This is a genomic window from Streptosporangium sp. NPDC049046 (assembly GCF_040649155.1).
In the GTDB taxonomy this organism is placed as follows: domain Bacteria; phylum Actinomycetota; class Actinomycetes; order Streptosporangiales; family Streptosporangiaceae; genus Streptosporangium.
Genome location: NZ_JBEZEZ010000008.1, coordinates 135,732 through 158,626, shown reverse-complemented (window position 1 = coordinate 158,626; position 22,895 = coordinate 135,732). Strand labels below are relative to the sequence as shown.

At 69.5% G+C, this 22,895-nt stretch carries 23 protein-coding genes; 11 read left to right on the top strand and 12 right to left on the bottom strand.

Annotation, left to right across the window (positions count from 1 at the left end; all coding sequences use genetic code 11):
- Positions 1-244 precede the first annotated feature (244 nt).
- From AB0B96_RS13590 to AB0B96_RS13570, 5 genes are all read right to left on the bottom strand, one after another.
- Positions 245-1,186: an amino acid ABC transporter permease gene (locus AB0B96_RS13590; protein ID WP_362898497.1), complete on the bottom strand. Its 942-nt coding sequence runs from the start codon at positions 1,184-1,186 to the stop codon at positions 245-247.
- Entirely contained in the window at positions 1,183-1,851 is a 669-nt protein-coding gene (locus AB0B96_RS13585; protein WP_362898495.1) for an amino acid ABC transporter permease, read from the bottom strand. The genes AB0B96_RS13590 and AB0B96_RS13585 overlap by 4 nt, the downstream gene beginning before the upstream one ends.
- Before the next feature lie 60 nt (positions 1,852-1,911).
- Positions 1,912-2,709 carry a glutamate ABC transporter substrate-binding protein gene (locus tag AB0B96_RS13580; protein ID WP_362898493.1) on the bottom strand — a complete coding sequence of 266 codons (798 nt, stop codon included), beginning with the start codon at positions 2,707-2,709 and terminating at the stop codon, positions 1,912-1,914.
- A gap of 79 nt (positions 2,710-2,788) precedes the next feature.
- Entirely contained in the window at positions 2,789-3,544 is a 756-nt protein-coding gene (locus AB0B96_RS13575; RefSeq protein WP_350944629.1) for an amino acid ABC transporter ATP-binding protein, read from the bottom strand.
- An 83-nt stretch (positions 3,545-3,627) separates the two neighbouring features.
- Entirely contained in the window at positions 3,628-4,302 is a 675-nt protein-coding gene (locus tag AB0B96_RS13570; RefSeq protein ID WP_362898766.1) for a Uma2 family endonuclease, read from the bottom strand.
- A gap of 172 nt (positions 4,303-4,474) precedes the next feature.
- On the opposite strand from AB0B96_RS13570, the gene miaB reads away from it, so the two are divergent.
- From miaB to AB0B96_RS13550, 4 genes are all read left to right on the top strand, one after another.
- Positions 4,475-5,968, top strand: a complete 1,494-nt coding sequence (miaB, locus tag AB0B96_RS13565) for a tRNA (N6-isopentenyl adenosine(37)-C2)-methylthiotransferase MiaB (RefSeq protein WP_362898490.1) — start codon at positions 4,475-4,477, stop codon at positions 5,966-5,968.
- 532 nt (positions 5,969-6,500) lie between these two features.
- Entirely contained in the window at positions 6,501-7,055 is a 555-nt protein-coding gene (locus AB0B96_RS13560) for a hypothetical protein (protein ID WP_362898488.1), read from the top strand.
- Positions 7,056-7,212: 157 nt separating this feature from the next.
- Positions 7,213-7,881 (top strand): hypothetical protein, encoded by a 669-nt coding sequence (locus AB0B96_RS13555; protein WP_362898486.1) that lies wholly within the window; start codon positions 7,213-7,215, stop codon positions 7,879-7,881.
- An 88-nt stretch (positions 7,882-7,969) separates the two neighbouring features.
- A complete protein-coding gene (locus AB0B96_RS13550; RefSeq protein ID WP_362898484.1) occupies positions 7,970-8,497 on the top strand; it encodes a methylated-DNA--[protein]-cysteine S-methyltransferase in 528 nt (175 codons plus the stop codon).
- A gap of 42 nt (positions 8,498-8,539) precedes the next feature.
- Here AB0B96_RS13550 and AB0B96_RS13545 read toward each other — a convergent pair whose 3' ends face one another.
- Entirely contained in the window at positions 8,540-8,842 is a 303-nt protein-coding gene (locus AB0B96_RS13545) for an antitoxin (RefSeq protein WP_362898482.1), read from the bottom strand.
- Between the two features lie 73 nt (positions 8,843-8,915).
- Here AB0B96_RS13545 and miaA point away from each other — a divergent pair, with 73 nt between their 5' ends.
- From miaA to AB0B96_RS13520, 5 genes are all read left to right on the top strand, one after another.
- Positions 8,916-9,821, top strand: a complete 906-nt coding sequence (miaA, locus tag AB0B96_RS13540; protein WP_350944620.1) for a tRNA (adenosine(37)-N6)-dimethylallyltransferase MiaA — start codon at positions 8,916-8,918, stop codon at positions 9,819-9,821.
- A gap of 122 nt (positions 9,822-9,943) precedes the next feature.
- Positions 9,944-10,750 (top strand): diaminopimelate epimerase, encoded by an 807-nt coding sequence (gene dapF, locus AB0B96_RS13535; protein ID WP_362898480.1) that lies wholly within the window; start codon positions 9,944-9,946, stop codon positions 10,748-10,750.
- Positions 10,751-11,108: 358 nt separating this feature from the next.
- Positions 11,109-13,385 (top strand): tetratricopeptide repeat protein, encoded by a 2,277-nt coding sequence (locus AB0B96_RS13530; protein WP_362898478.1) that lies wholly within the window; start codon positions 11,109-11,111, stop codon positions 13,383-13,385.
- Positions 13,386-13,642: 257 nt separating this feature from the next.
- Positions 13,643-14,401: an SDR family oxidoreductase gene (locus tag AB0B96_RS13525; RefSeq protein WP_350944616.1), complete on the top strand. Its 759-nt coding sequence runs from the start codon at positions 13,643-13,645 to the stop codon at positions 14,399-14,401.
- 181 nt (positions 14,402-14,582) lie between these two features.
- On the top strand, positions 14,583-15,272 hold the full coding sequence (locus AB0B96_RS13520) for an HNH endonuclease family protein (protein WP_362898476.1): 690 nt from the start codon (positions 14,583-14,585) through the stop codon (positions 15,270-15,272).
- Here AB0B96_RS13520 and AB0B96_RS13515 read toward each other — a convergent pair whose 3' ends face one another.
- From AB0B96_RS13515 to AB0B96_RS13495, 5 genes are all read right to left on the bottom strand, one after another.
- On the bottom strand, positions 15,273-15,665 hold the full coding sequence (locus tag AB0B96_RS13515) for a PepSY domain-containing protein (protein ID WP_362898474.1): 393 nt from the start codon (positions 15,663-15,665) through the stop codon (positions 15,273-15,275).
- Positions 15,666-15,781: 116 nt separating this feature from the next.
- Entirely contained in the window at positions 15,782-17,362 is a 1,581-nt protein-coding gene (locus tag AB0B96_RS13510; protein WP_362898472.1) for an MDR family MFS transporter, read from the bottom strand.
- Between the two features lie 111 nt (positions 17,363-17,473).
- On the bottom strand, positions 17,474-18,088 hold the full coding sequence (locus AB0B96_RS13505) for a TetR family transcriptional regulator (protein ID WP_350944611.1): 615 nt from the start codon (positions 18,086-18,088) through the stop codon (positions 17,474-17,476).
- A 182-nt stretch (positions 18,089-18,270) separates the two neighbouring features.
- The gene (locus AB0B96_RS13500; protein WP_362898470.1) at positions 18,271-19,530 is read right to left on the bottom strand and encodes a HAMP domain-containing sensor histidine kinase; all 1,260 of its coding nucleotides are present in this window, start codon (positions 19,528-19,530) and stop codon (positions 18,271-18,273) included.
- Positions 19,527-20,210 carry a response regulator transcription factor gene (locus AB0B96_RS13495; protein WP_350944608.1) on the bottom strand — a complete coding sequence of 228 codons (684 nt, stop codon included), beginning with the start codon at positions 20,208-20,210 and terminating at the stop codon, positions 19,527-19,529. The genes AB0B96_RS13500 and AB0B96_RS13495 overlap by 4 nt, the downstream gene beginning before the upstream one ends.
- A gap of 93 nt (positions 20,211-20,303) precedes the next feature.
- Between AB0B96_RS13495 and AB0B96_RS13490 the strand changes: the two genes are divergently transcribed.
- Together AB0B96_RS13490 and AB0B96_RS13485 are read left to right on the top strand one after the other, a co-directional pair.
- Positions 20,304-20,855: a hypothetical protein gene (locus AB0B96_RS13490; protein WP_362898467.1), complete on the top strand. Its 552-nt coding sequence runs from the start codon at positions 20,304-20,306 to the stop codon at positions 20,853-20,855.
- Positions 20,856-20,996: 141 nt separating this feature from the next.
- Positions 20,997-21,926 carry a hypothetical protein gene (locus AB0B96_RS13485; RefSeq protein WP_362898465.1) on the top strand — a complete coding sequence of 310 codons (930 nt, stop codon included), beginning with the start codon at positions 20,997-20,999 and terminating at the stop codon, positions 21,924-21,926.
- A 173-nt stretch (positions 21,927-22,099) separates the two neighbouring features.
- Here AB0B96_RS13485 and AB0B96_RS13480 read toward each other — a convergent pair whose 3' ends face one another.
- Positions 22,100-22,870: an IclR family transcriptional regulator gene (locus tag AB0B96_RS13480; protein WP_350944605.1), complete on the bottom strand. Its 771-nt coding sequence runs from the start codon at positions 22,868-22,870 to the stop codon at positions 22,100-22,102.
- Positions 22,871-22,895 lie beyond the last annotated feature (25 nt).

Below are 22,895 nucleotides of genomic sequence, written 5' to 3'. Positions count from 1 at the left end.
CCATGTCGTCGGCCGCCTGCGCATAACCCGCTCCTCCCGGCCAGGTCCGGAGTCGACCGGCACGCCGGCGGACCGCCGCGGGGCACAGGGGTCCTGTACCCCGCCACGGTCCGTCGATCGCAAGGATCAGTAGCGATAGCCTGATAATTCCCTACCTGGTGCCAACAAGTGTGATCCGGTGCCCCAAACCGTCCAGGCCGCGGCCACTCATTGGCTCCGACTATCGCGATCCGGCTCAGTACTCCTACGGTGCGGGGGTGCCGGGGCCGTCCTCGACCGCCGTCGGCGAGTCGGGCCGGGCGATCGGCTTGGCCGCGGTCTTCCTGCTGCGACGGCTCCGTCTCTCCAGCCAGGTGGCGACGGCGCCCACCATCACGTTGATGATGATGTAGATGATCGCGATGACGATCACAGCGGGAATGATGTTGTTGAAGTTGGAGGGCAGCACGCGTGCCCCCGCGTTCAGCAGGTCCTCGAACGACACGATGAAGCCGAGGGCGGTGTCCTTCAGGAGGACCACCAGCTGCGCGACGATCGCCGGCATCATGACCGTGACCGCCTGCGGCAGCAGGATCATCCGCATCACCTGGCCGGGACGCATGCCGACCGCGAGCGCGGCCTCGCTCTGCCCGCGGGGGATCGACAGGATGCCCGCCCGGACGATCTCCGCCAGCACCGAGCCGTTGTAGAGGACGAGGCCGATCACCACCGCCCAGAACGGCGTCACGGTGAGCCCGAAGACCGCGCTGCCGCCGAACATCACCGCGAAGATCATGATCAGCAGCGGGATCGCCCTGAAGAACTCGACGACCGCACCGGCGGCGCGCCGGATCCAGGCGTTCGTGGAGAGCCTGCCGATGCCGAAGACGAACCCGAAGGGCACCGCGATCAGGGCGGCGACCGCGGCCGCGGTGAGCGTGTTCACCAGGCCGGGCAGGATCAGGTTGATCCACACGTCGCCGCGCAGGAACGGCGTCCACAACTCGGCGCTGAGCTGGTTCTTCTCGCCGAGCTTGGTCACCATCACGTACACCGCGAACAGCACGGCGAGGATGACGAGCACGGTGAGAACGTTGTTGCGGATCCGGGCCCTGGGGCCGGGAATGTCGTACAGGACGCTGACGCGTTCCGAGCTCTCGGCGCGCCGCTTGCGCGCCGGGGGCCGTTCTGTGGTCACCGCGGTCATCGGACCACCGCCAGGCGCTTGGCGAGCCAGCCGAACAGCAGTCCGGTCGGCAGGGTCAGGATCAGGAAGCCCAGCGCGAACCCGGCGAAGATCTGGATGACCGCGTCGCCGTGCGCCTCGAACAGGGTCTTCATGGTCAGGGACGCCTCACCCACCCCGATGGCCGCGGCGATCGTGGTGTTCTTGATCAACGCGATCAGGACGCTGCCCAGCGGGGCGATCACCGCGCGGAACGCCTGGGGCAGCACGATCAGCCTCAGGTTCTGCCCGAAGGTGAGCCCGATGGCACGGGCCGCCTCCGCCTGGCCGACCGGGACCGTGTTGATCCCGGCGCGGATCGCCTCACAGACGAACGCCGCCGTGTAGGCGGACAGTCCGATGATGGAGAGCCACAGGTAGTTGGTGGACAGGCTTTCGGAGAACGAGACGTCCAGGACCAGGCCGAGCCCCAGTCCGCAGAACACGATCACCAGGGTCAGCGGGGTGTTCCGCAGGGTGTTCACGTACGTCGTGGCGATCCCGCGAAGGACCGGCAGCGGGCTGACCCGCATGCCCGCGAGGATCGTCCCGAGCACGAGCGCCACCAGCCCGCTGGCGAGGGTGAGCCGGATCGTCAACCAGAAAGCGCCCAGAATGACCTGGTATTCATCGAAGAGTGCCTGCACTCATCCCTCCCGTGGTCACAGGCCGGGGCGTCCGTACGCCCCGGCCGAGGTGTGACCGAATCAGTAGCGCTCGACGGTCGGCGGGTTGGTGAAGAACTTGCCGAACTCGCCGAAGTTGGCGTCGATGGCCTTCTTCCAGCTGCCGTCCGTGAACATCTTCTCCACGGCCGCGTTGACCTTCTCGCGGGTCTCCGTGTCCTCCAGCTTCAGGCCGATGCCGTACTTCTCCTCGGAGAAGGGCTGGCCGACGAGGCGGAACTTGCCGGGAGACTGGGTGGCGAAGCCGGCCAGGATCGTCGCGTCGGTGGAGATCGCGTCGACCTGCTTGTTCTCCAGCAGGGGCAGGCAGGCGCCGTAGCCCTGCTGCTCGGTGAGGAAGCCGCTCTTCCACTCGTCGCCGAACTTCTCGACCAGGCGGGCGGGGGAGGAGGAGCCCTGGGCGCCACAGACCTTCTTGCTCTTGAGGTCCTCGACGCTGTTGATCGTGGTGTCGTCCGCCCGGGTCAGGATGTCCTGGCCGGTGACCAGGTACGGGCCGGCGAAAGCGACCTTCTTCTTGCGGTCGTCGGTGATCGAGTAGGTCGCGATCACGGCGTTGACCTGGCCCTGCTGGATGAAAGACTCACGGTTGGCCGAGATGGCCTCCTTGAACTCAATCTTGTCGTCCGTGTAGCCGAGCTCCTTGGCGATATAGCGGGCGACATCGACGTCGAAACCCTTGAAGGAGCCGTCAGGCTGCTTCTGGCCGAGACCGGGCTGGTCGACCTTGATTCCCACGACGAACTTGTCGCCTCCGCTGCCGCCGTCGTCGCCGCACGCGGTCAGACCAGCCAGCGCCGCCGCGGCTGCGATGACCACGGCTCCAATACGACGTACACGCATTCTTGCTACCTCTTTTTCGTCAGGGACATCAGGAACATCAGGGGTGAGCAGGCCGTCAGTGAGTGAGGATCTTGGAAAGAAAATCCTTGGCCCGGTCGGTCCGGGCGTTGGTGAAGAACTCCTCGGGGGTGTTCTCCTCCACGATCTGGCCCTCGGCCATGAACACCACGCGGTTCGCCGCGCGGCGGGCGAAGCCCATCTCGTGGGTGACGACCATCATCGTCATCCCCTCCTGGGCAAGGCCGATCATGACGTCGAGCACCTCCTGGACCATCTCCGGGTCGAGTGCCGAGGTCGGCTCGTCGAACAGGATCATCTTGGGGTCCATGGCCAGGGCGCGGGCGATCGCCACGCGCTGCTGCTGGCCTCCCGAGAGCTGCGCGGGATACTTCGACGCCTGGGCGCCGATACCGACCCGCTCCAGCAACTCCATGCCCCGCCGCTCCGCGGCCTCCTTCGCGACGCCGCGAACCTTGATCGGCCCAAGGGTGACGTTCTCGAGGATCGTCTTGTGGGCGAACAGGTTGAAGGACTGGAACACCATCCCGACCTCGGACCTGAGCTTGGCCAGGGTCTTGCCCTCCACCGCGAGCGGCTGCCCGTCGAAGGTGATGGTCCCCTCGTCGATCGCCTCCAGCCGGTTGATCGTCCGGCAGAGGGTCGACTTGCCGCCGCCTGAGGGGCCGATGACGACGAGGACCTCGCCGCGGGAGATCGTCAGATTGATGTCCCGAAGGACGTGCAGGCTGCCGAAGTGCTTGTTGACACCTTCAAGCACGACCAGAGGAGTCTTGTCCCCGTTCTCCGTCATGCTGGACAACGTAATTCTGTAAAGGGCACCTGGGGCTAACCCTGCGGTACCGATCAGATCACGTCCTGCTCACGCCTTGATCATCAAATCCTGCTCAAAGCCTCAGGGTCGACTCTGAACTTGAACGGCTCCGTCAGGTCCACGGTCGTTCCGGTGGCGACACGGTGGATGAGCTGGTACTCGCCGTTCTCGTCGAGGGCATATGTGAAGATCACGGGAAGCTCGTCGGATCCCTGCCCTCGGAATGGCTCCATCTCGACGCGCCAGAAGTGAGGTATCCCCGCCTGTGCGTACTTGGCCGGTTTGATGATCCGGTCCATCGCCGTGGTGGATCTGGAAACGATCTCCACGACGATGTGCACCCACTCTGGGTCTATGAGCTGTGCGCCGTTGCGGATCGGCTGCCTCTCCACCACCATGACGTCCGGGATGACGCCCGGCCTGGCATCCAGGAGAAGCCCGGTGGCGGTGATGGCCATCAGTTCCTCGGGTGCGGCGTCTTCCAGAAACCGGCGGAGCCGGTCGCCGATCCACTGATGCTGGGCGGGTGGAGCAGGAGACACAGTGAGGCTCCCGTCGATGAGCTCGTAGCGACAGCCGTCGTCCCGGGAATTGAGCTCGAACCATTCGTCAACACTGAGTTCGCCGGGCGTCTCCCAGAAGTTCGCCGCCGGGGCCGCGGGCGTCTGCGGCTTCTTGCGTGGCTTCTGGGTGGGCTTCTTGGCCTTCAAAGGGGCCTCCGAGGTCTGCACGAGCATCGCCACCGTGGCTCACCACTCTCAGCTGTCGGTCGAGTCCTCATTCTCGCATGCGGCTTCGGAACCCCAGCTTAACGAGATGATTGACGGTGTGTGACCGTTCGATTACCTTGAGTTCGGCTGGGTGAGGGCGTACCTGAAGGTTCCGCGGAGCGCCTACCCTTGTCGTGAGATGACTGCCACCGTGGAGAGCGCCCGCACGTACGAGGTCCGTACCTATGGGTGCCAGATGAACGTGCACGACTCGGAGCGCCTGTCGGGCCTCCTGGAAGACGCGGGATACGTCCCGGCGGCCCAGGGGGAGACGGCCGACGTGGTCGTGTTCAACACCTGTGCCGTGCGGGAGAACGCCGACAACAAGCTTTACGGCAACCTCGGCCACCTGCGTCCCTCGAAGGTGGGCAACCCCGGCATGCAGATCGCCGTGGGCGGTTGCCTGGCGCAGAAGGACCAGGGGGAGATCGTCCGCAGGGCGCCCTGGGTGGACGTGGTGTTCGGCACCCACAACATCGGCTCGCTGCCGGTGCTGCTCGAGCGGGCGCGCGTCCAGCGGGAGGCCCAGGTCGAGATCAAGGAATCCCTGGAGACCTTCCCGAGCACGCTGCCGACCAAGCGCGAGTCCGCCTACGCAGCGTGGGTGTCGGTCTCCGTGGGGTGCAACAACACCTGCACGTTCTGCATCGTGCCCGCGCTGCGCGGCAAGGAGAAGGACCGCCGTCCCGGCGACGTCCTGAACGAGGTGCGCACCCTGGTCGACCAGGGTGTGCTGGAGATCACCCTCCTCGGTCAGAACGTCAACACCTACGGCGTGGAGTTCGGCGACCGGCTCGCCTTCGGCAAGCTTCTGCGGGCCTGCGGCGACATCGAGGGGCTGGAGCGGGTCCGTTTCACCAGCCCGCACCCGGCGGCCTTCACCGACGACGTGATCGCGGCCATGGCCGAGACGCCCAATGTGATGCACCAGCTCCACATGCCGTTGCAGTCGGGCTCCGACCGGGTCCTCAAGGCCATGCGCCGTTCCTATCGGGCCGAACGCTACCTGGGCATCATCGAGCGGGTCCGCGCGGCGATGCCCGACGCGGCGATCTCCACCGACATCATCGTTGGTTTCCCCGGCGAGACCGAGGAGGACTTCCAGGGCACCCTCGACGTGGTGCGCGAGTCGCGGTTCGCCAACGCCTTCACGTTCCAGTACTCCATCCGGCCGGGCACCCCGGCCGCCACCATGGACGACCAGATTCCCAAGGAGGTCGTGCAGGAGCGCTACGAGCGGCTCGTCGCCCTGCAGACCGAGATCTCCTGGGCGGAGAACAAGAAGCAGGTCGGCCGGACGCTCGAGGTGCTGGTCGCCGAGGGCGAGGGCCGTAAGGACGAGGCGACCCATCGCATGTCGGGCCGGGCCCCCGACAACCGTCTGGTGCACTTCACCCCCGGTGCGGAGGTTCCGCGTCCCGGTGACGTGGTGAGCGCCGAGGTCACGTACGCGGCACCGCATCACCTGGTCGCCGACGGTCCGGCTCTGAGGCTTCGCCGCACCCGCGCGGGCGACGCCTGGCAGGCGCGTCAGGGCGCCCCCGCCGGGGCCGGTTCCGGGGTCATGCTCGGCATGCCCTCGATCGGCCGCCCCGCCCCGCTCCCCGAGACCTCGGGCTGCTCCGTCTCCTGAAGGTCCGGTCTCCCGGCCGGGCGTCCGGGGTCCGGTGCTCGCCCCTGCTCCACGAGCTGCTGAGCGCGGTCCGGTCTCTCGCGGCCCCGGCCTGTCTCCTGAGGCCCTGCCCTTCCTGAGAGGGGCACGGGAGACAACTCTCCCGAGGCGCTCCCTCCCGGCGGGTTTTCCGGGGCGTGCGCCCGGAGTGCCCTCTCAGGACGACCCTCGTGACGCGCTCCTTCCCTGGGCCGGGATTTTTCGGAATGCTCCCCCTCTGGGGGAGATCTTCTGATTGTTTTCTGGACGCCTCTCCAGGTGGTGCGAGTCCATGATCGAATCGCCGGAACCCCCGGTGGGGACGGTGATTCCGGTGACGCCGATGCTCCTGCCAGGGAGGACGTGCACGGCGTCGCCGTCGGTCCCTTAACGGATGATATTTCGTGATTCATCCGTGATTGATGTGCGAGCATTTCCCTGCTGTGGCTACTGTGGTTCAGCACCCGCGGAAGCCGTGGAGGTTTCCCCCCGAGAACCGCAGGGAGTTTTCCCCATGCACGTCCCTCCATCTTCGGGCAGTCCCGAGGAACCAGAGATCATCGTCGGACCCGCCGACGAGCCCAGACAGTCACGTAAATCCCGTAAGCCCCGACGGAGAAGCGGCCTGGCCATAGCCGTCTTCTCCGTCCTCGCCGCCGCGCTCCTGGGCGGAGGTGCCGTCTTCGCCTACGTGAACGCCGGAGGCGACGACCCCCGAGTGCCGGCGGTGCCGGACAGCGCCCAGGAGGCGGTCCAGGAGCCTGAGCCGGACCAGAGCTCGCCGCAGGACGAGAAGCAGAAGCCGAAGAAGAGCGCGGACGTCGCCTCCGGAGGCGATGACACGTCCACCGGAGGTGGTGGCTCCAACACCGGAGGCGGCGGTTCCAACGCCAACGCCAACACCGGCGGAACGGGCGGGAACGAGCCGGCCGCGGGGAGACCCGCGGAGGACAAGCCGTCGAAGCAGCGGCAGAGCAGCCCGCAGAAGCCGCAGGGCACCCAGGAGGGCGATCTGAGCGACGGCCCTGCCGGCTATGTGCATCCCCAGGGGCCTGTCGGCGGCTACTGACCCAGGGGGGATGAGCCAAAGATGATCGGTACGGCCGGGGCGCGGTGCGAGAAGCACCGCGCCCCGGCGCGTTTCCGGATCTTGTACGACCATCCTCGCCGCGAGGCCGCGAGGCCGCGAGACGGTCGCCGGGAGAGGGCTCCGTTAGTCTGGCGAGGTGCTTGTCGCCGCGGCCGTGTGTCCGCATCCCCCGCTGCTGGTCCCCGAGCTGGCCGGGGCCGCGGCCTCGGAGCTCGACGACCTCAGGGCGGCCTGCGCGGCCGCGGTCGGGGCGTTGCGCGGCGCGGAAGCCGACGAGATCGTGGTGGTGGGAGGCGCCGACCGAACCGCGGCGTACGGCGCGGACGCGGCGGGAAGCCTCGCCCCCTGGGGGGTCGACGTCCGAGGCGGCGAGGGGGAGCCTGTCCTGCCGCTGTCCCTGACGATCGGACGCCGCCTCCTCGACGCGGAGCGCCTGACCGCTTCGGGATTCCACGCGATCTCCTTCGACGCTTCTCCCGGGGAGTGCGCGGCCCTGGGAGAGCGGCTGGCGGCCACGGCCGGTCGCGTGGCGATGCTCGTCATGGCCGACGGTTCGGCCTGCCTCACCGAGAAGTCCCCCGGATATCTGGACTCCCGCGCGAAACCGTACAACCGGGCGATCGTCGAGGCACTGGCCCGCGCCGAGATCCCGGCGCTCGACCCCGGTGAGGCCGCCGGGCTGTGGGTCGCGGGCCGTGCGGCCCTGCAGGTTCTCGGCGGGTGCCGAGGCGCCCTGCGCGGCGAGATCCTCTACGACGACGCGCCTTACGGCGTCGGTTATTTCGTCGCCCGCTGGACGGAGTGATCTCGCAGGGAAGTGGCTATACCGTGGCGGACGAGGACGGCGCCAGGGGCGTCGGTGACGACGATCTCGCGAAGGGAAGACGAGGCCGATGGCGGGGACCGTGGCGTTCGGGAGCATTCCGACGCGGCTGGGGGACATGGCCGTCGCCGTGACCGAGGACGGCGTGGTGAGCGTCGGCTGGGAGGATCCGTCCCGGTTCAGGGCGCGCCTGCTCGAACGGCTGGGGTTGGAGGAGACGGACGATCCCGGCATGACGGCGGCCGTGCTCGGCGAGCTGGGCGACTACTACGCGGGCAGACTGAAGGTCTTCGGGGTGCCGCTGGACTGGCGGCTGACCTCGCCGGTGCAGCGCAGGGTGCTCGGCACGCTGTACGAGACGGTCCCGTACGGCAAGGCGGTGACCTACGGAGAGCTGGCGGCCCGCAGCGGGACGGGTGTTCCCGCGCGGGCCATCGGGTCGATCATGGGAGCCAACCCGATCCCCGTCATCGTGCCGTGCCACCGGGTGGTCGCGGGTAACGGGCTCGGCGGGTTCAGCGGTGGCGACGGCGTGGAGTCGAAGCGCTGGCTGCTGACCCTGGAGGGCTACCTGCAGCCGATGCTCGACTGGGACTGACCGTGGACCGGAATCGGCCACGGTAAATCGTCTGCGGATCGCCTAAGGCCCTGAGGGCGGCGGCGTTGTGCCGGGACCGGACGCGGTGTCGTCCCGCCCGGAAGGCCCGGAAGGTGTGGTGTGTCCGGGCGTGGGCTTCGTATCCGGCGGCGTGGCGCGGCCGGGCTCGTCGATCTTGTCGGCCATCTTCCTGGCCTTCTGCGCGGCGGTGTCGACCTGCTGGGCGTGCTTCGGACCCAGCTTCTTCTTGGCGAACCGTTCCGCCTTGTCGATGCCCTTTTTGGCGAGTTCTTCGGTCTTGGCGCCGCCACCCAGCATGTGCTTGACCTTGTCGAGGATGGACATGGTGAATCCCCCAATTCCGATGCGAGGACACATCGCCTCTCATCCATACCCGGGGAGTTGGCAGACTTACCTCGTGCCTCAACTACCCGTCATCGCCGTCGTCGGCCCGACCGCGGCCGGAAAGTCCGACCTGGCCGTGGATCTCGCCCTCGAACTCGGGGGCGAGGTGATCAACACCGACTCCATGCAGCTTTACCAAGGAATGGACATCGGAACGGCGAAACTGTCCGTGGCGGAGCGCAGGGGAGTGCCCCACCACCTGCTGGACATCTGGGACGTGACCACGACCGCGAGCGTGGCCGAGTACCAGTCGCTGGTCCGGCCGCTCATCGACGACCTGCGGGCGAAGGAGGTCGTGCCCATCCTGGTGGGCGGATCGGGGCTGTACGTGCGGGCCGCCCTGGACGACCTGGAGTTCCCCGGTACCGATCCGGAGGTCCGCGCCCGACTGGAGGCCGAACTCGACCTGCGAGGCCCCGGCCCGCTGTACGAGCGGCTCCGCGAGCGCGATCCGAAGGCCGCCGAGACCATCCTCCCCGGCAACGGGCGCAGGATCGTCCGCGCGCTGGAGGTCATCGAGATCTCCGGGCGGCCGTTCTCGGCCACGATGCCGTCGTACGACGCCGTCTACGAGAGCGTCCAGCTGGGGGTGGAGGTGCCCAGGGCGACGCTGGACGCCCGGGTCGAGGCGCGGGTCGACCACATGTGGCGGGCCGGGCTGGTGGACGAGGTCAGGGAGCTGGCCGCGCGCGGGCTCGCCGGAGGCCGTACGGCGAGCCGTGCCCTCGGGTACGCGCAGGTGCTGCGCTTCCTCGGCGGGGAGTGCACCGAGGAGGAGGCGAAGCAGGAGACGGTACGGGCGACGCGGAGGTTCGTCCGCCGCCAGGAGTCGTGGTTCCGCCGCGATCCTCGCGTGATCTGGCTTCCTCAGCAGGAGCCCGACCTTCTGGGGCGCGCGCTCGCCGCGATTCGCGGCTGACCACTCCGGGGGACCGGCCGGGGAGCGGATACGGGCGTGGGTGAACGGCCGGGGTGCGGACGGAGGCGCGGGTGACCGGCCGGGGTGATGAGGGCGGAAGCGTGCCCGGATAGGGTTGGTGAATGCGATTCGTGAAGGGACACGGCACCGAGAACGACTTCGTCATCCTCCCCGACCCGGACGGTGAGCTGGAGTTGTCCGCGACGACCGTGGCGGCGCTGTGCGACCGGCGCGCGGGGATCGGCGCGGACGGCGTGCTGCGCGTGACGCGGACGAAGCTCAGCCCGGAGGTGTCCGGCCAGGCGGGCGAGGCCGAGTGGTTCATGGACTACCGCAACGCCGACGGCGGCGTCGCCGAGATGTGCGGCAACGGGGTGCGGGTCTTCGCCCGCTACCTGGTCGACGCGGGACTCGCCGTGCCCGGGGAGTTCGGTGTCGCGACCAGGGCGGGCGTCAAGCGGGTGCGGCTGGCGGAGACGGGTGACGTGACCGTCGAGATGGGCCCGCCCAGGGTGCTGGGGTCGAGTCGCACGACCGTCGCGGGCCACGAGTACGAGGGTCTGCACGTCGACATGGGCAACCCCCACCTGGCCTGCGTCATCGGCGACCCGGTGGCCCAGCTCGACCTGAGTCACCAGCCCGCGTTCGACCCCGAGACCTTCCCCGGCGGGGTCAACATCGAGCTGCTCAATCCGGTGGGCCCGCGCCGGGTCGTCATGCGGGTCTTCGAGCGCGGTTCGGGTGAGACGAGGTCCTGCGGCACCGGCGCCGTCGCCTCGGCGGTGGCGGCCGCGCGGCTGGCCGGTGAGAGCGGCGGCACCTGGGCGGTGGAGGTGCTCGGAGGCACGGTCACCGTCACTCTCGACGAACACACCAGTTACCTGGCGGGTCCCGCCGTCCTGGTCGCCTCCGGTGTGGTCACGCTCTGAGCGGTGCGCGTCCTGGGTCGTGTCCGGTGTGGGTCACGCGCCGAACGGCACGTTTCCTCGGCCGTGTCCTGTGTGGTCGCGTTCGGAGTGGTACGTGTCCCGGTCACGTTCCGAGCGGTGCGCATGACGTCGCCGCCTTCGCCGCCCGCACTGTCGCGCGGGCGCGGCGTGCCCGCCGGGGACACGCTCCGGGGCGCGGAGGTGAATCTTTCGTGACCCTCGTGGCGTCGCCGCGGGCCCCGCGCCCGGCGGGGACACGCTCATCCGCACGTGCGGGGCCACACCGTGAGGCCTCGGAGGTGCACGGGATCGCCAAGCCGTTTGGGGCATGCTCCCCGACCTGGCAGACTGACGTCCCATGGACGTGGACATCTGGGCCTGGGTGGGCGACACCCAGCGGCAACTGCATGAGGCAGGCAACACCGGTCTGGCTATGGCGATCGGAGACGTGCCCGCGCAGGCGTTGGAAGGCCGGTACGGGCAGCTCGACGTGCTCGCGCCCGCCATCGCGCAGCAGGCGGAGAACCTGCGACTGCCCTGGTTGGAGTTCTACGCCCGCTACTGGCACCTGATCGGCCGCGTCGGCGACCGCGCGCAGGGGACGGTCGCGATCGCCGACGCCGAGACGCTGGTGGAGTTCACCAAGCGGGAGGACGTCCGCGAGTGCCCGTCCGTGCCCGGTGCCGTCGTGGCGCTGGCCATCGCGCAGGCGAACGCGGACGGTCCCGGTTACGCCTCCGAGCGGCTGGCCGCGCTCTCGGCCCTGGACGTCGAGCCCGGCTCGCTGGCCTTCGCCTCCGTCGCCGAGCAGTACGTCGCGGCGCTCGTCGACGCGGGGCGCGTCGACGAGGCCGTCTCCCACGCCGAGACCGCGGTGGCGGCGCTCGGCGGTGCCGACCGTGAGGCGAGCTGGGAGCTGGGGGCCGCCTCGGCCCGCGCGCTGCTCGCCGCCGGACGAGCCGAGGACGCGCTCACCGCGCTCGACGCCGCGACCGGGTTCAAGCCCGACGACCCGGTGGCCAAGGAGCACCGCGAGGGAGTGCTCCGCTCACTCGTGCTCGCCACCCTCGGCAGGGTTCAGGAGTCCGTCGACGCCCTGCCCGACCTCGACGTGGTCGGCGACCACCCTCGCGTCTGGGTCGAGTGGTCGCACGCCATCCACGCGCTCACCGGAGCGACGCAGATCACCAACACCTGGCAGCTGGGCCGGGTGCTCAAGCAGTGGATCGACTACTTCGCGATGATGGGCGGCTACCGCGCCCGGGTCGAGCTGGCGCTCGTCGCGGGGCACCTGGCGGTCGCGCGCCAGGGAATCTGGCAGGCGCGGCTGTTGGCCGACCTGGCGGAGTCCGCGGCAGGGGAGCTCAGGAGCCCCGGTGACATCACCGAGCGGATCACCGAGCTGCGCGCCGCCGCGGACTCCGCCACCGCGCTTCCTGCCCCGGGTCCCACGGACGAGCTGGTCGGCTACTTCGACGCCGCAGACGGCTTCAACGCCGACCCGGAGCGCTGGGTGGGCTGGCTGGCCCCGCTGTCCGGCCGTGATGTGGAGGCCACCCGGCGCCACACCACCACGCTGGGCTTCCTCGGCTACCCGGCCAAGGGCGCCGACATCTACTGGACCATGCTGGTCGAGTCCGGTGACATCGAGACCGCGGACCCGCAGGATGCCTCGTACCTCAGCGGCCTGCTGATCGAGGCCCGCCAGGACGAGCGCCTGGAGCAGGTGGCGGAGCGGCTGCCGGTCGCGCAGCGCCACATGGCCCTGGGCCGCCTGTACACCTCGCGGGAGCGCTGGGAGCAGGCGGCGGCCGAGGGCGAGGCGGCGGTCGCCGCGGGCGGCGGCATCGAGGCGGTCCGCCTGTGGTCGGCCGCGGCGCAGCAGCTCGGCGACAACGCCAAGGGCGCCGGCGTGCTGCGTGATCTCCTCGACTCGGAGGAGATCGAGCAGCAGGACATCTGGCGAATGATCGTCATGGCGACGGCCGCGGAGGACTGGGAGACCGTCCGTCTGGGCACCGCCAAGATCGGGATGCCGCTGCAGTCGACCGAGGGGCCGATCGAGGAGGAGATGGGCCTGGTGCGCATCATCCTTCCCGCCCCGGACGGCAGCCAGCGCCAGGTCCTGAGCGTGCGCACCGGCCCCGCGACGGCGCGTCTGGCCATCCCCCAGCCTCCCGGTATGGAGTACAACGCCGGTGACCTGGTCGTCTTCGAGCCGCAGCTGCTTGAGCCGATCCCGGAGAGCGCCGAGGAGCAGGAGAGCTTCGTCCCGCCCTTCGCCGCGGTCAGCATGCTCCGTCCGGGTGGCTACACCAGCTGGTTCTTCGACGGCGCCGCTCCCAGCCAGGCCGACTGGACGGAGTTCAACGACGTCATGGTCGAGCGCGGCTGGCCGATGTGGGTCTACAGCGACGACAACTACACCGTGACCCACCCGACCTCGGGCGAGCCGCTGCCCGGCGTTTTCGGCTGGATCGCGGTCCCGCCGGATGTCAGCCCGGTCGAGCTCGACGCGCTTCTGGACGACGCCACCGAGCGCTGGGTGCACCCGCTGGCCTGGCTCGACCTGGCCAAGGCCGTCGACGTCGAGGTGGAGCGGCACGAGCGGATCACCAAGGAGTACGGCCTGTAGGACGGCTCGCCACGGCCGTGCCCGGCGGTCCGTGGCGCCGCCCGCTCTTCGGGAGGTGTGGTCCGCGCGCCGCCTCAGGAGGGAGGGGCGCGGTCATTCGTGACCCACTCGGAGCCCGTGTCGCCGGTGACCCGCCAGGATCACCGGCGAGCACAGGACACCGCGTCGCCCGCGAGTGGACCGACCCCTCGCGAGCGGTTTCCGGCACGGTCACTAGAATCTCATTCGGCATGTTGGACGGATGAGGGAGGACCCCGATGCTGGAACGATTCCGGCTGGACGGCAAGGTCGCGATCGTCACCGGCGCGTCCTCGGGGCTGGGTGTCGCGTTCGCGAGAGGGCTGGCCGAGGCGGGCGCGGACATCGTGATCGGTGCCCGTAGGAAGGACCGCCTTGAGGAGACCCGCGCACTGGTCGAGGAGACCGGCAGGCGGTGCGTGGCCCTCGCCACCGACGTGACCAGGCCGGAGGACTGCCGGGCACTGGCCGAGACGGCGGTGGCCGAACTCGGCGCGGTGGACATCCTGATCAACAACGCGGGTGTGGGCTCGGCGGTCCCGGCGCTGAAGGAGACGCCCGAGCAGTTCCGGCAGGTCGTGGACATCAACCTGCACGGCACCTACTGGATGGCGCAGGCCTGTGCCAGGGTGATGAGGCCCGGCTCCTCGATCGTCAACATCGGGAGCATTCTGGGCGAGACGACCGCCGGTCTGCCGCAGGCCGCCTACAGCGCCTCCAAGGCGGGGGTCGTCGGCCTCACGCGCGATCTCGCCCAGCAGTGGACGGAGCGGCGCGGCATCCGGGTCAACTGCGTCGAGCCGGGGTTCTTCGCCTCGGAGATGACCGAGCAGTACGCCGAGGGTTATCTGGCCAGGCAGCTTGAGCAGCGGGTGCTGATGAAGCGTGCGGGCGACCCGGCCGAGCTCGTCGCCGCCGCGATCTTCCTCGCCTCGGACGCCGCCTCGTACGTCACCGGTGCGGTGATCCCTGTCGACGGCGGGATCCTGATCACCTGATCCGAGGGGAGTGTCTTTGGTAGCTTTTGTCCGTATCGAGTGAGAAAGATGCTGGTAAGGCATGGATTGATGGGTCAGAAATTCTCTCGTTCTCCCAAAGGCTTCTTAAGGCTTTTAAGATTGAGGGCGGCATCTGAGGTAATTTGCCGCTTCAGTTGGTGAGCACGTGAGAGGTGGCAGGGTGCGGACGGCACTGGTACGAGGCGTGGTCGTCGCGATGATCGCGTTCACGGTGGCGGGCTGCGGCCCGTTTCCCGACGGAGGCGTGGACGAGGGGACGCGGTCCTCAGGAGGGGCTTCCGGGGACAGGAACTCCGCCTCCGAGGCGCTCAAGGACCTGAGGAAACTCGAGGTCAAGGGGCGCGCCCCGATGACGGGATTCAACCGCGACAAGTTCGGTCCCGCGTGGTCGGACGTCGACAAGAACGGCTGTGACACCCGCAACGACATTCTCATTCGCGACCTCAAGGAGGAGGTCTTCAAGAAGGGCGAGGAGGGCTGCATCGTGCAGTCCGGAATTCTTGAGGACCCCTACAGCGGCAAGACCATCAAGTTCGAGCGCGGGACACGGACCAGCATGGCGGTGCAGATCGACCATGTGATCGCGCTCGCCGACGCCTGGCAGAAGGGCGCCCAGCAGTGGCCCGCTTCCAAGCGGAAGGAACTCGCCAACGACCCGCTGAACCTGCTGGCGGTGGACGGGCCGCTGAACAGCCAGAAGGGCGCCGGAGACGCGGCGACCTGGCTGCCGCCGAACCGCGCCTACCGGTGCCCCTATGTGGAACGTCAGATCAAGGTGAAGGTCAAGTACGAGATGTGGGTGACGCAGGGGGAGAAGGACGCCATGGAGGACGTCCTCAAATCCTGCTGATCAGTCGTCGTAGTCGCGCTTCAACTTGATGATCTTTCCGGTCTTCGCGGACACGTAGACGTCGTACTCCCAGGCCCCCTTGTGCAGCTCGACCTTCCAGGCGCGCCGGCCGTGCTCCCACTCGCGCTCGACCTTGCTCACGCGCGCGCCGGGAACGCGCTTCTTGGCGATCTTCACGGCCTGGCCGGAGGAGATGTACGCCGAGGTGGTGACGGGTGCGGTGGCGGCACCCGTGGTGCCGGCCGCGGTCACGCCGGTCGTGCCGGTCGTGGCCGCGGTGGCGGTGATCGCCGCACCGTCCGTCTGGTGCGCGGCGAGGGCGATGCCGCCTCCACCGGTGAGGAGGGCGGCGGTTGCGAGGGCTCCGACGGTGATTCTGGTGATTCGTGTCATGGGTCAAGATTTGCGGAGACTTTGCTAGGGGCACGCTAAGAGATCGTTAACCGACGGTGAGTACGGCCCGCCACCGGATTCCGGCGTGCTCCCCAGCGCCGTTTCCGGCGGTCCGATCAGTGACCGGCGGCCGCGGCCTGCTCCCGGGCCAGCCGCTCCTCGCCCGACAGCGTGTTGAGCGGCTTCTCCTTGATGAACAGGACCGCCACCAGTGCGAGCGCGGTGAGCGGCACGCCGATGAGGAAAAGTTCGGCGGTTGCCGTCGCGTACACGTCCTGGACGATGCGGACGACGGGAGCGGGCAGCTTGGAGATGTCGGGTACGGCCCCGCTTTCGCCACCCGCGCCGCCGCCGGCGGCCATCGGGCCGAGCCTCTCCGTCATGAGCGCGGTGATCCGGTTGGCCAGCACCGCGCCCAGGGCGCTGACGCCGACGGCGCCGCCCATGCTGCGGAAGAAGGTCAGCACCGAGGTGGTGACCCCCAGGTCGTGGGCGGGTACGTCGTTCTGGGCGGCGAGGACCAGGTTCTGCATGAGCATGCCGACACCGATGCCGAGCACCGCCATGTAGATCCCGAGCAGCACCATGCCGGTCTGACCGTCGATGGTGCTGAGCAGGCCCATCCCGGCGAGCATGACGACGCCGCCGGCCACCAGGAAGCCCTTCCAGCGGCCCCACTTGGTGATGAGCTGGCCGGCCACGGTGGAGGAGACGAGCAGGCCGAACACCATCGGCAGGCTCAGCAGGCCGGCGACCGTCGGCGACTTGCCGAGCGCCACCTGGAAGTACTGCGACAGGAAGACCGTGCCGCCGAACATGGCCACGCCGACCAGCACGCTCGCCACGGTGGCGAGGGTGACGGTGCGGTTCCTGAAGATGGTCAAGGGGATGATCGGCTCGGCCGCCCTCGACTCCACCCAGATGGCGAGCGCGAGGGTGACCAGGGCGCCGCTCACCAGGGCGACGGTCCACCAGGAGCCCCACTCGAACTGGTTGCCCGCCAGGGACGACCAGATCAGCAGCGTGGACACACCCAGTGTGATCAGCAGGGCGCCCAGGTAGTCGACCTTGACGTCCCTGCGCACCACCGGCAGGTCGAGCGTGCGCTGCAGCAGGACGATGGCCAGGATCGTGAACGGCACGCCGATGAGGAAGCACCAGCGCCAGCCGAGCCAGGAGGTGTCCACGAGCACGCCGCCGATGAGCGGGCCCGCCACGGTGCCGACGCCGAACACGGCGCCGAAGATGCCGGCGTAGCGGCCGAGCTCACGCGGCGGGATCATGGCCGCCATCACGATCATCGCGAGCGCGGTCATGCCACCGGCGCCGATGCCCTGCACGACGCGGCTGACGATGAGGATCTCCACGTTCGGTGTGAGACCCGCGATCAGCGAGCCCACCACGAACAGCCCCAGCGAGAGCTGGATCAGCAACTTCTTGTTGTAGAGGTCGGCCATCTTGCCCCAGAGCGGCACCGTGGCCGTCATGGCCAGCAGCTCCGAGGTGACGATCCAGGTGTAGACGGTCTGCGTGCCCTGCAGGTCGGTGATGATGCGGGGCAGGGCGTTGGCCACGACGGTCGAGGCCAGGATGGACACGAACATGCCCACCATCAGTCCCGACAGCGCCTGCAGCACCTTTCTCCTGGAGGTGGGCGCCGCGGCCACGGACTCGGGCTGCGCGCTGGTGGATGTCATCTTTCCTCGATTTCTCGGGCGGGGGACCGGCGCTCCGCGTGACTCGCGCGGACGCCTTCCGAACGGGAACGTGTTCGGGGGGTGATCGAAGGAGAACGGTGACCGGGACGGTCACGGATTGGGCAGGCCGGCGGCGAGCTGGGAGAAGGCCTCGTCGACCAGGTCGGCCAGCGCCGGGCGGCCGTCCGCGGCACTCCAGCGCATCATCGCCGCCCGGAAGGCCGCCATGGCCACCGCGGTGGCCAGCTCGGGATAGCCGCTCGTACCCGGTTCGACGCCGATTCTGCGCGCGACGACGGCGGACACGGCGCGCTCGGTCTCGGTGCCGTTGGCGACCAGCCGCGGCAGGAGTGACGGGTTCTGCTCGAACACCTTCAACCGCAGCAGCCACTGCTCGCGGCGCTGTTGGACGTGTTCGGCCTCGACCCGCGACATCAGGCGCAGCGCCTCCAGAACCGGCACCTCGGCCGGCACGGCCTCCAGCCTCTCGCGCAGCTCGGCGACGGACGCCGGGCTCGCTCCGACAAGCGCGTCCTCCTTGGACGGGAAGTAGTTGAAGAACGTGCGCGAGGAGAGGTCCACCGCCGTGGCGATGTCCTCCACCGTGACACCCGCCAGGCCGTGTTCGGCCACCAGCGTCAGGGCGGCGTGCTCCAGCGCCGCACGGGTCTCGAGCTTCTTTCGATCTCTCCGGCCGAGCTCGTCCACGCTCTCCACACTGGTCACGACGTCAACAGTAGGGAGGAACTTTCAGATTGTGCAACATTTCATTGTCTGAAGTGCGGCAGATCACAGATGGGGCGAGCACGCGGGCGTCGCGGGGATGGGCGGGGGCTGCCTCATCGGTTCCGTGAACTCCCCGGCCACCGCGTCCACCTCCGGCCACCGCGGGGGCGAGGGTTCCGGGGTCAGGACGTGACGGCGGGCAGGAACAGGATCACGCTCGCCCCACCGGAGGGGGAGGTGCGCAGGGACAGCGAGCCACCCGCCGACTCCGCCGTGCGGCGGGCGATGTCGAGGCCGAGACCGGTCGATCCGGCCCCGCTCTCGCCACGCTGCAGCGGATCGGGCGTGGCGAAGCCGGGACCCGCGTCGGCGACGGTCAGCAGCGCGCCGTCGCCGGTCGCCTCCAGCCGTACGGAGAACGAGACCCCCTCCGGGGTGTGCGCGAACACGTTGCCGAGCAGGGCGTCCACACAGGCGGCCAGATCGTCCGCGGCGACCCCGACCGGCAGTGGTCCCGGGGCGAGATCCAGGGTGAAGTCTCGTGACTGGTCCTCGGCGAGCACCGACCAGAACGCGACCCGCGCCCCGGTCACCGCCGCCGCGTCGCACTCGGCTCGATCACGCACCCGCCGCCGCGCCTCGGTGATCACCGAGGTGACGGCGCGTTCCAGGGCGTCCACCCTGGCCTCGATCCTGGCCGACTCCTCGGGATCGGCCAGTGACTCCGCCTCCAGCCTCAACCCGGTGAGCGGGGTGCGCAGCCGGTGGGACAGGTCGGCGGCGCTCTCCCGCTCCTCTGCGAGCAGGCCGGTGATGCGCTCGGCCAGGTGGTTGAGGGCGAGACCGACCGCGTGCACCTCGGGAGGGCCGTCGGGCACCGTCCTGGCGGACAGGTCGCCCGCCGCGAGCCGGTGCGACACCTTCGCCAGCGCGGTGATCGGCCTGATCACCGCGCGGGCCAGCCGGTCGCCGACCAGCACGCCCAGTCCGACCAGGGCCAGGCCGAGCGCCGCCAGCCCGGCCCAGACCTGGGGCACGCCCCTGGTCAGGTCGGCGTCGTCCAGGAAGACCCGGACCACCGCCGTGCCCCCGGGCGCCCCCTGGACCGCGACCAGGATCTCCCGCCCGCCGGGCGCGGCGGCGGTGACGCTGCGGCCGTGGGAGGCCAGCTCCACGGCGGTGGAGCGCGGTGCGGGATCGCCGATCACCTCCCCGCCGGGAAGGAAGACCGTCACCGGATGCCTGGCCTGTTCCGCGGTGAGCCGCAGGGTCTCGGTGTCCACCGCGCCGACCACGACCGCCACCGACTCGGCCTCGCTCTCCGCCTCACTGACCGCTCCGCTCACCGCGACCGTGCGGACCAGCAGGGCGAGCGGGACCAGCAGGGCGATCAGTACGAGAGAGGTGGTCGCCGCGACCAGCAGGGTCAGCCAGCGCCTCATGCCGGGGCGGCCAGTCGCACGCCGACACCCCGGACGGTCTGCAGGTAGCGGGGCTCCTGGGATGTCTCGCCCAGCTTGCGGCGGAGCCAGGAGAGGTGGACGTCCACCGTCTTGTCGGCTCCGCCGTAGGGGATCTGCCAGACGTGGGTGAGCAGTTCCCGCTTGGTGACCACCTCGCCGGGCCTGGCCGCCAGGTAGTGCAGCAGGTCGAACTCGCGAGGACTCAGATCCAGCGGCGTCCCGTCCAGGGTCGCCTCCCGGGTACGGGGGTCGATGCGCAGGCCACCGACGGTGACCGCGCTGTCGGCGCGGCTCTCGCCCGCCACCCGCCGGAGCACGGCCCGGATCCGCGCGTCGAGCTGGGCCGCGCTGAACGGCTTGACCACGTAGTCGTCGGCACCCGCGTCCAGCAGCCTGACCATCTCCGTGTCGCCGTCTCGCGCTGTCGCCACGATCACCGGGACCCGGCTCACCGCGCGGAGCATCCGCAGCAGGTCCAGGCCGTCCATGTCGGGCAGGCCGAGGTCGAGGACGACCAGCTCGGGGTGTTCCTCGACGGCCAGCCGCAGGCCTTCGAGAGCGGTGGGGGCGGACGACACGGCGTGACCGCGATCGCGCAGGCCCCGGGTGAGGGAGGTGCGGATCGCGGCGTCGTCCTCGATGAGCAGCACATTCGACATTTGCCGCCACGTTAGCCTTCTCCGGCACCGCGTCAAAAGCGGGTTAGCCGCTCCTTAGCGTTGTCTTATCGTTCCAGGTGGCACAGTGAGGACATGCGCAAGCGTCTTCCCCTGGTCGTGGCCGGATGGCTGATCACCGGGCTTCTCGCGATCGGAGCGGGTGTGGCGGTGATCGATCGTCTCAGTGAGCCGCTGACGGACACCGGTCTTCGGCCGCTCTCCGCCGCCGAGGTGGATGAGGCGCTCGCCCTCGCCTCGTCCCTTCCCAGTGCCCCGCCCACCGCTCCCTCCCCTTCCGAGAGTGCCCCTTCCGAGAGTGCCCCTTCCGAGAGTGCCCCTTCCGAGACCGACGGCGTCGAGGAGTCCGGTGAGGCCACCCCCGAGCCCGCCACCACCGCCACGCCTGCCGCGGAGCCCGGTGAGAGCCGACTGATCATCACGAAGGGCGGCAGAGTGATCGCCCGGTGCGAGGGCGGCCTCGTCACCCTGCGGTCGTGGAGTCCGGCCCAGGGCTTCCAGGCCGACGACGTGGAGCGCGGACCCGCCGACCGGGCCCGCGTCGAGTTCGAGTCCGAGGAGGACGAGGTCAAGGTCGAGGTCCGCTGCGCGGCCGACGGATCACCCGTCCACCGCCTGCACAGCTGATCCGGGCTCTCATCTCTCACCACTATCGGGTTCCATAAGTTGATATATCTCCTTTGAGCGTCGGTAACGGCCCGCCCCGCTACCCGTGATCGGCCGCCACTAGGATCCGCCTTCACGAAACGGGTGCGAAAGGGAGAGACGATGAGCGCTCAGAAGGCCGGTGGCGGCAGGCGGCTGCTGTTGAAGGGGTTTCTCCTCGCGGTGGTCCTGCTGGTGGTCTCCGGGTTCGCGCTCAGCGCGTGCTCGCGGGTGAGCACCCAGCCCGACGAGGTGGTCCTGCACTACGCGGGCGGTGTCCTGGAGGCCATCAAGTTCGAGAAGTGCATCAATCCCTCCAGCGGCGCCACGCTTCTCGGCCCCGGCGACAAGGGATACTCCTATCCGTTCGGCCAGCGGACCTTCGACTTCTCCGGGGCGGACGACGCCGAGGCCAAGCCGCTGTCGGTGGTCTCCAAGGACAACGTGGAGATGACGGTTTCCGGGGTGGCGACGTTCACGCTGAACACCGACTGCAAAACGCTCCAGCAGTTCCACGAGAAGATCGGTCTGAAGTTCCGCGCCTACTACGAGGGGGGCGAGTCGTCCGGCGGCTGGCGGCGGATGCTCAACATCTACATGCGCGTGCCGCTGGACCGCGCGCTGGACGCCGCCTCGCAGGAGTTCGAGTGGCGAGGGCTGTTCAACGACCCGAAGGTGAAGCAGGCGTGGGAGGCGCGGGTCGGCCAGCTCGCCAGGGAGTTCATCAAGGAGACGTCCGGGGGCGACTACTTCTGCAACCAGAACTACGTGGGCAGCGGGCAGTGCGGTGACATCGTCCTGACCATCCAGAAGCCCGAGCCGCCGGAGGCCCTGGTCTCCGCCCTGGCCGCTGAGCAGGCGGCGAAGGCGGAGAACATCGCGCAGACCCAGCGCAACGCCAAGGTCCGCACCGAGATCGAATCGATCAAGGACCTGGTCAAGGTCCTCGGTCCTGAGGGGGCCGTGCTGTGGCAGGCCATCCAGAAGGGGCAGGTGAGCGTGGTCCCGGTGCCGCAGGGCAGCAACCTCAACATCACCCCTCCCGGACGATGACCCCGGCACCCAACCTCCGGCAACCTCCGTCCGGCCCCGGGACCCCCGTCCGGCCCCCGGTGATCCCGCGGTCGTCTCACGCTCCCTCGCCCTCGCCGGGCGAGCGGAGCGGCGGCCGTCTTCGGTGATCCCGCGGCCGCCCCACGCCGCCCCCTACCAGGGCGGCGATCGGCTCACGAGACGCGCTCGGCTCCGCCGGGCGTGATCGGGCCCAGTTCGGCGCCGAAGTCGTGCGCGATCCTGCGCATGCCCTCGGCGAGGTCCCGCCGGTCGAGCGCGGCGATGCGCTCGGCCGGCCCGGACACCGACAGCGCGGCGATCGTCCGCGCCCCGTCCCGTACGCCCACCGCCAGGCAGTGCACGCCCAGCTCCTCCTCGCCCAGGTCCATCGCGTACCCGTGTTCTCGCACCCGCTCCAGCTCGGCGAGCATCCCGGGCAGGTCGGTGATCGTGTTGGCGGTCCTGCGGGGCATGCCGGTCCGCTCGACCAGCGACGCCACCTCGCTGTCCGCCCTGTCGGCCATCAGGACCTTCCCCACGGCGGTGCTGTGCGGCAGCACCCGCCTGCCGACCTCCGCGAACATCCGCAGCCGCCTCGGCGAGGGCACCTGGGCGACGTAGACCACGAAGTCCCCTTCGAGCACCGCCAGGTTGGCCGTCTCACCCGACAGCTCGACGAGCCTCGTCAGATACGGTTGCGCCCACACGCCCACCATGCGCTCGGCCACCCCGCCGAGCCGCACCAGAGCGCCCCCCAGGGCGTAGCGGCGGTCGGACTCCTGGCGCACGTAGCCCCGGGCGAGCAGCGTGCGCAGCAGCCGGTGGATCGTCCCGTACGGCAGGCCGGTCCTCGCCGCGATCTCCGAGAGGCCGGCCTCCCCGCCCCGCTCGGCCAGCGCCTCCAGCACGTCCAGCGCCCGGTCGACCGACTGCACCGCGCTCATGTGCCATCTCCACGGGACGGCCCCC